We start from the raw sequence: 7239 nt of genomic DNA, 5'->3' as shown, positions 1-7239 counted from the left end.
ATCCACTAGAGATCGGCTATCCCGACCGCAGCAGATGAATCGCAAAGGAAGAGCCCGCCGACGCAGGGTCCTTGATCGTTCCTTTGAAGGCGTACGGAGCTAAATGATGCCGCGCCGGGTTGCTTTGGCTACAGCATTTGTCCGGTTTGCCGCCCCTAGCTTTCTGATGACGTTCTTCATGTGGAAATTGACGGTATTATCAGTGACGTTAACAAGTTGCCCGATTACCCAGGCTGACTTCCCCTCTGCGACCCAGTATAGGCACTCTGTTTCTCGCGGTGTTAGCGGAATGTCTGTCTCGCAACTCTCATCAAGCGGCGGTGTAATCTGCGCGACAGCGTTGTGAAACGCCGACGCCAATGTCGTGAGATGAGCCATGCGATCCTGTGGATCGGCATCATCGAAAGGAGATGCAAACGATACGAAAGCCGATCGGCCTTGCGATCCAAACAATGGCACGCTCATGCCATGCTTAAGGCCTGCTTCTTTGGCCTCGCGTAAGACGCGCAGCTCACGGGGCTGCAGTTCATATCGACTGGTTAGTTCATCCCAAAGAAAGGGCCTTGGCAGCATTGCTGTCCGCCGGACCACCGGGTCGATCGCTTGATATTCTTGTTCAGCATAGCGTTGGCACCAATCAGACGGGAAATTTATAGTTGGCGGGGGCGGTAGATACTCTGGCAAACGACGCTCATTGGAGCAGGAGAGTGCTCCGTAGGCGACTTTATCAAAGCCTTCATTGCTCGCGAAATTCACAAGAAGATCGAACAGCGCTGCGATTGATCTTGTCTGTATAGCGCACTCGATGAAGCTGAATAGGTCGGGCCCGCGACTTTCCCGTCTGCTTGAAGCGAGTGGCATTTTGCCGTGCGACTGGTCATCCATTTTCTATTTCCGTTTGCTTACACAGATGTTGGCTTTGCTTCTTGCAGCTGAAAGCTCGCGCGCGAAAGGAAAGCGCCGGCCCAGAACTGTTTCACACGGTCCCAGCACGCTCCGAGAAGATAATCGGAGCGACTTGACGCACGCTGGCAGGTCGAGCCAAAGCGAAGCTGACTTTGTTCGCTGCTGACCGGTCGGGCTGCTCTCCGAGGTGCCAGTGCCCCAGTCTCTCGAAAGAACGGCTGGCAAATCATGCAACGATTGCGGCGGACACGGTCAGCACTTCTCGTAAGAACATGCCGGCATCTCGAGCGCCACCGCAAAGGAGCGAGGTCGGCATGGAACTGTTCGCAGCTCGGCACACCACACCCGGACGGGTCCAGCGCCCTCAGGTGCTTGCGCATTTTGGGCCACCACCCGCGGACATCAACAAATGGCTGCTTGACGAGGACGACAGCGTGCATGCGATCCTCAGGACTTTCCAAGAACCACCGATGCGCACAGCAATTCTCGCACCACTCGCCGATCGGAGAACTTGCCCCCATAATAGGGGCACTCGCAGAAAGATGGTCTCCTCTGGTTGAGCGGATGTGACATACGTCGAACATGCGACAACGTCTCATGCGCGACACAGAATTTGATATAGATCAAGAGCGTGATTAAAGGCCTGCCGTCTCACCTGCATTGACGGGGCGCGAATGGCACTCCCTGAGTGCCATCTTAACGCGCGAGGCAAGTCCAGTACCAACCTTCCTGCGGGCAGCGGAGCAGCAGTTTAGTGTGGCTCTGCTTTTCGAGCAGTCGAGGACGGCACTTTCGAACTTTCGCTGTGGCTCGCCTTTGCGAACTTCCCATCGGCGTCGTGAAGACTTGCCCCCTCCTTGCAAACCCGAGGAGAGAGCGAATGAACGAGGAAAGAAACAAAGGCTCGTTGTTGATCGGTCCGGGAGCAGGTTGATAGAACTCCTTGTGGCGTGGCGGAAATGTTGCGCCTCTCGGGCCTAGGGTCTGAAGCGGGTTACACGCCAGCTCGGGTGCAGCCTTCACACGATGAAGGGCTATGGAATGGCGGGTGAGGTGAAGCCGTTCAAGTCGTGTCCGGGTTAGCTCTCCCGCACCACGGTCTTCAGGTAATGGTAGGCCTTGATGATCTCGACCAGGCGCTGCTCCGTAGAGCGGTCGCCGCCATTGGCATCGGGGTGGTGCCTCTTGACCATCGCCCTGTACCTCGCCTTGATATCTCCGAGCGTCGCATCGACATTCAGGCCCATCACCTGCAACGCTTTCCGCTTGGCATTGAAAAGCTTGCGCGTCTCAGGCCTGGCCTCCGCGCGGGCGCGTCCCTTCAGCTCAGCGAGCATGCAAAAAGCATCGCAGTCGTCCTCGGAATGGGCCGGGCTGCCGGTCATCTTGCGGGCGCTGATGGGCTCGCCGATTTTCCAAGTTGGACGATGGCCCGTCAGCGCGTCATTCTGGTAGCGCGCGATCGCTTCGGCGTCCATCCCGGAGAAGAAATTGTAGGACTGATTGTATTCGCGAGCATGCTCGATGCAGAAGTGCCAATATTCGCGCGCATTGTGGCGGCCCTTTGGCGCGGGATGGGTTGCCTTGTTCTGGCAATCAGGCCATTCGCATCGCACCGCGGTCCGGCGCTCCTCCTGCGCTTCCTGCTTGTTGATGCGAATGGAGGCGAAGAATTTGGATGTGTCGCTCAGCATGACTTGGCTCCGTTGGGCGGAGCGGCAGTTAGCAGCGCCGCTTCTAAGCTAGAGAATTGGTTTCGACGGCAAGTTGGATCTGACTCGGCCTTTGCGTCTAGTTCAGTGCATGGTGTAGCAAGCACTTCCCAGCAATCGACATGCCAGGACTCGCGCGCTTGGTTCAGACAATCATCTCTTTGCGATCTCAGATCGATTCAATTGCAATGTGCTGTCGGGCTCTGCACATCGAGGTCTTGAACGGGACCGGGTGAATACGAACAAAGCGGGAGCTATGCAGGAATCTGGCTGATGACGCGCTTAGGGAAGCAGCGGAGCAACGCGGATGGTGAATTTGCGAGAACTTCTCGACGAGGCGATATGGCCAGAATGAGACTATCAACATCCTGCCCTTCGCTCAGCCGCCTGCGGTTGATCATGCGTGCTACAAATTCTGCGCAACAGAGCGCGTGTTCTGCTCGCCCGGTGCCGCGACGGAATCGTTCCAGAGACGCCGGCGAGATGAAGCGGCCAAGGATGGCCGCGCAACACCGCAAAAGCTATCGGCGCAATCGAGGCGGCCGGGCCCAAGGTGAGGACCGGGCGCGCGACTCTCGCCGGTTGGATCCGCTTCACGTACTTGATTTTGCCAGCCGAGCGCGGCGACCAGGAGCTTTGATCCCCTGCTTAGCCGGGCCGTATGTTGACTCGCGATTTCAGGAGGCACGATCGGCCCTGCTGGAAAGGATGCGGCGAATCTTTTGCTATTAGCGATTTTTGGGGCCTGAACAATCGATCGCGGGGCAAATACGTGCGCCGCAGCACAAGTCCGCCGGCGATCAAAGAGAGCCCGAGCTGGTTCTGAGCGGCAAGAAGAAGGCCATGGAGGGTCTCAACGGCGCCCAGCCGGCGCGGTCGCGGAGCATGCACTCGACATCTTTACTGCGAGCGCACCAAATATGTGCGTGGCCGCGATTACCGGACAAGGATCGCCGATATAAAGCCTATTGGCTTTCTGTGTCTTGCCGGCCGAGCACCAGCAGAGAACCACAATCCGAGCGAGAGCATCCGCCGCGGTACGGCACACGAACATGCGAGCCAGGAACCGTTGTCGGCCACCAACCGTATTAGATTGTGCAAGCTGAGCAAGCGTGAGACGTTGGGATGACCGAAGAGCCACAATCAGTTGCCGAGATCATCGCGGCGTCAGAGTGCCGACAGTATTTGAGCCCGTCCCAAACAGGCAAAAACGATGCCGCCTGCTCGGCTTCGTCACCAGTCGCGATTGCGGCGAAATGACTGAGCTGAGATCGCACTCCGGTTAGTCTCTAAGCACGTCAGCTTGTCGACAGCTGATCCTAATAGAGTGAGACAGTGACACGATTGGATCGGCATTGCGAGCCGACTCAAACCACCGGAGAGTCGACATGGACCCTTTTAACCGCATCAACCCACTCGACCGTGACCACGCCGCGGCACCGCAACAGCAGCAAGCGGAGTTTGAGCCTTACTTGGATGAAGTGCCCCAGCTTGATACCTCGACAATCGCAGAGAATCCCGTTTTTCATGATCCCTACTACCCTCATCTGTCTGAAGAAGGCCTTAGACTGGCCCAGGCATTGGGACTTGAGCACCAGAGCACGGACCGTCCTCATCCCGAACACGCAGTCACCAGACGCGAGGACGCCGCTGCGCAGCATCGCGCGCCGCAGGGTGGGCCGGAGGAACTGACTGCGCAAGGTCACGATCAGGATCCGTGGCAAGAGCCGATACGCGAAGCGATCCTAGCATCGTCTCTCAACCGGCCAGCCCCGGGTGGTCTGGCACCGGATCCCGAAGAAGCCGTTCGTTACTTCAGCTGGAGCGGCGCCTACCGGCCGGCTGCAAACGAGCTAGCCTCGGTCGCTTCCAGCTCAGGTCACGAAGTCGTTGTGGATGAGGATTACACCGGCCAACCTACGAAGAGGCAGAGGACACTAAGCCTGGCGGAAGAAAATGCCACTGCGCGCCAGCGCACCGAGCCCGGCAATTCAACCGGTCGCGAGTTAATTGAAGACGCCGGCGCACCGCTTCTGGCCAGCAGCCGGTTCGTCCTTCCTGAGGAAGTCTACGATCAGGATCTGCTGTGGGCCATGGTGGATAACGCTCGCCCATCGTCATCTCTCGAACCAAACGAGGGTCATCACCAAGCCCTGGACTCAGAAGCGGCCGTTGGTCCGTTCAACGCGCAGCACGGCGACCAGCACGCGTCCGCTGCGCACGAGCGCAGCAACGTCCCGCCGAGCCAGGACAGCCGACCTACCAGTTTTATCGTTCACAATGACCGTTACACGGCGCTGTTCGTGCCTGCGGGGGCGATGAGGCGAAGCACCCCACTCAATCCGCCAGGCTCAACCATTCAATTCGGATCTCGACCGGAAAACGTTCTGCCGCCCAGCCTGCAGCCAACGGATCGAACCGCCCGATCGCTTTTTGGACGGTCGATTGAGCAAGCCGCTCCGGCGTCCTCCAGGGCTCAGAGGACGTACCCCGCGGCCCGCGAGATTTACGCTGCATCATTCTCCGTTCCCGAGACTTTTTTGCACGGCACCCAACCCGCGCCGGACACGATGCGGGCGAAACTCGGCCAGTGGGGCCTTCTGCCGGACGAAGCGCATCCGACAAAACAATACGACATTCATGGTGAGCGCTACACCGCCCTTTTCGGACCCGGAGGCTCCGATGACCTTCGGCTCATCCATCACCCACGAATGTAGACGCCGAGGGACATCTCAAACGCATGGAGCCCGTCCAGATAGTTCCGGAATTGGACTTGTTATTGGACCATAGCTTGCTCCGGCTGCTCCTGCGAGGTTGGCGCGGTTCTGGGCAGCACAGATGTCCGCTGCTCGCGTCGATGACTTGCCAGCATCATCGCTTAGCAACTCCTCGTTGGGCCGAACTTCTACCTCCGTTTTCTTGCTAACTACGGCGTGATCACGTTGATTGCCTCGAGGCGGTTGTGCAGCGAAATCGGCAGTCGAGTGCCGGCCTCCCGCGCACTTTGCCTGCAATATCTGCTCCACATCCACAGTTGCCTGGGCACGCACTGACGCATTCACCCGCGGGCGGCTCTTGAAGCTGCGATGAAGGGCTTGTCGGCGGCTTGCCGGGCCGCGAGAGCATCGAGCGCGCCGTCGCGCTGGTAACAGGTCATGATCGTGCGACACGAGCTCGCCGCTATAATCGACACGGATCTTTGCTCGGAATGCGACTGACTTGCAGCCCTCCCAGCTCACGGCCTTGTCGCTGGAGGCGATCCGCAGCAGGCGGCCCAATACGCCTGGAGAAGACATAAATTGTGATGGAGGCGCGGATAAACGAGCCTACCAATTCGTGCAGCAGATTTCGCAGCTCACGTCAGTTAGTTTGCTGGGTAGTAACTCCGGGAGACTTCTTCAATGCTGATCGTCGACACAATTTTGAAGCCAGACAGGTTTGGCGGTATTGGACTTTTCTCCGCGACTCGTTTGCCCAAAGGTTCGTTGATCTGGATTCACAACCCAATCGTTGACATCACGGTGACGCCTGAACAATACGAAGCCCTAGCTCCAACATTCCAAGCGCTACTTGATAAGCATGCCTATCCAAGAGACTACAAGGCTTACGATGGTGTTATCGAGTACAATGCTGACAATGCCCGCTTCATGAACCACAGCAGCCGCCCAAACACATACCAAGACGACCGCCGAGTTTTCACAGCCCGTGACGTACAACCCGGTGAAGAACTGACCTGCAATTACTTATTTTTCGATCCACGGTGTGACGTATCGTGGAATGAAGAACCATCCATGAATCTTGATGCCCCAACGGGCTAGGCGACGGTGGATTCAAGTTCGCGGTCTGACGACTTGATCCGTTGGCGAATTACGCCGGCAAGACTTTCGGCAACTCGTTGTGGCCATCGACCGACTCGGCCAATTTTCTAGCTGCCTTACCGAGCAAGAAGATTTTGCGAGCGGAGCCTTGTTCGACAGACATCCCTTGGCGCGCAGAGCTCCTTGGCGCACCGTCGCGGGAGCGCTTTCGATGAGGTATCTCCTCGAGGCGGACTTCATTGCATCTCTAGAGCTTACCCAACGCCGGATCTCCGCGGATGTGCCCGTTCTCGCACTGACTTTTGAGTCTTGATCCTCGATATTTCCTGAGATGGCCCGGGCACCGATCCTGATATTACCTTTAGGATAGGCCGATTGTGCCGCTTGATGTCAGAGTAGCAGATGTGCTGTTACAAACGCACTTGATGAGGGCTTATCGCGGCTCGATCTTTGCGCCTCCGATTTAGCTTCGCGCAATGCAGAGAGCATCCGTCCCATCTGGTCACGATCCTACATACTGCCATATCAGGACCTGTTTAGATAAGAGATCAGCGACTATCGTGTGATCGATTTCGTCGGCCGAGGTCCATCCGATCTTGCCGATCAACTAGCATTACGCGCTCAAGGATGCCGCGAGGGACGAAAGCCGCAAGACAATGGGCGCGTCGATCCTAAAGCGGTCCGAGCACGACTCCTAGCTTCCTGGCGTACTCACGCTCCCAAAAACTAGGGTCCAGACTCAATTGAGCCAATATGCGACGAGAGCGGCGAGATGAACAGCGGCCAAAAAATTACGGGCGAGC

Annotated in this window: 4 protein-coding genes; 2 read left to right on the top strand and 2 right to left on the bottom strand. The window is 57.5% G+C overall.

Annotated features, from left to right (window positions below; all coding sequences use genetic code 11):
* Nucleotides 1-99 precede the first annotated feature (99 nt).
* Both IF809_RS37495 and IF809_RS37490 read right to left on the bottom strand, forming a co-directional pair.
* The gene (locus IF809_RS37495) at nt 100-885 is read right to left on the bottom strand and encodes a helix-turn-helix transcriptional regulator (RefSeq protein WP_018645272.1); all 786 of its coding nucleotides are present in this window, start codon (nt 883-885) and stop codon (nt 100-102) included.
* Between the two features lie 1100 nt (nt 886-1985).
* Nucleotides 1986-2600 carry a J domain-containing protein gene (locus tag IF809_RS37490; protein ID WP_011084684.1) on the bottom strand — a complete coding sequence of 205 codons (615 nt, stop codon included), beginning with the start codon at nt 2598-2600 and terminating at the stop codon, nt 1986-1988.
* 1406 nt (nt 2601-4006) lie between these two features.
* Between IF809_RS37490 and IF809_RS37485 the strand changes: the two genes are divergently transcribed.
* Nucleotides 4007-5335, top strand: coding sequence for a hypothetical protein (locus IF809_RS37485; protein WP_011084682.1), 1329 nt, complete (start codon nt 4007-4009; stop codon nt 5333-5335).
* Nucleotides 5336-6019: 684 nt separating this feature from the next.
* The gene (locus tag IF809_RS37480; RefSeq protein WP_011084680.1) at nt 6020-6436 is read left to right on the top strand and encodes an SET domain-containing protein; all 417 of its coding nucleotides are present in this window, start codon (nt 6020-6022) and stop codon (nt 6434-6436) included.
* Nucleotides 6437-7239 lie beyond the last annotated feature (803 nt).

It is taken from the genome of Bradyrhizobium sp. UFLA06-24, from assembly GCF_054967145.1.
This window is presented reverse-complemented; position numbering and strand designations above follow the sequence as displayed.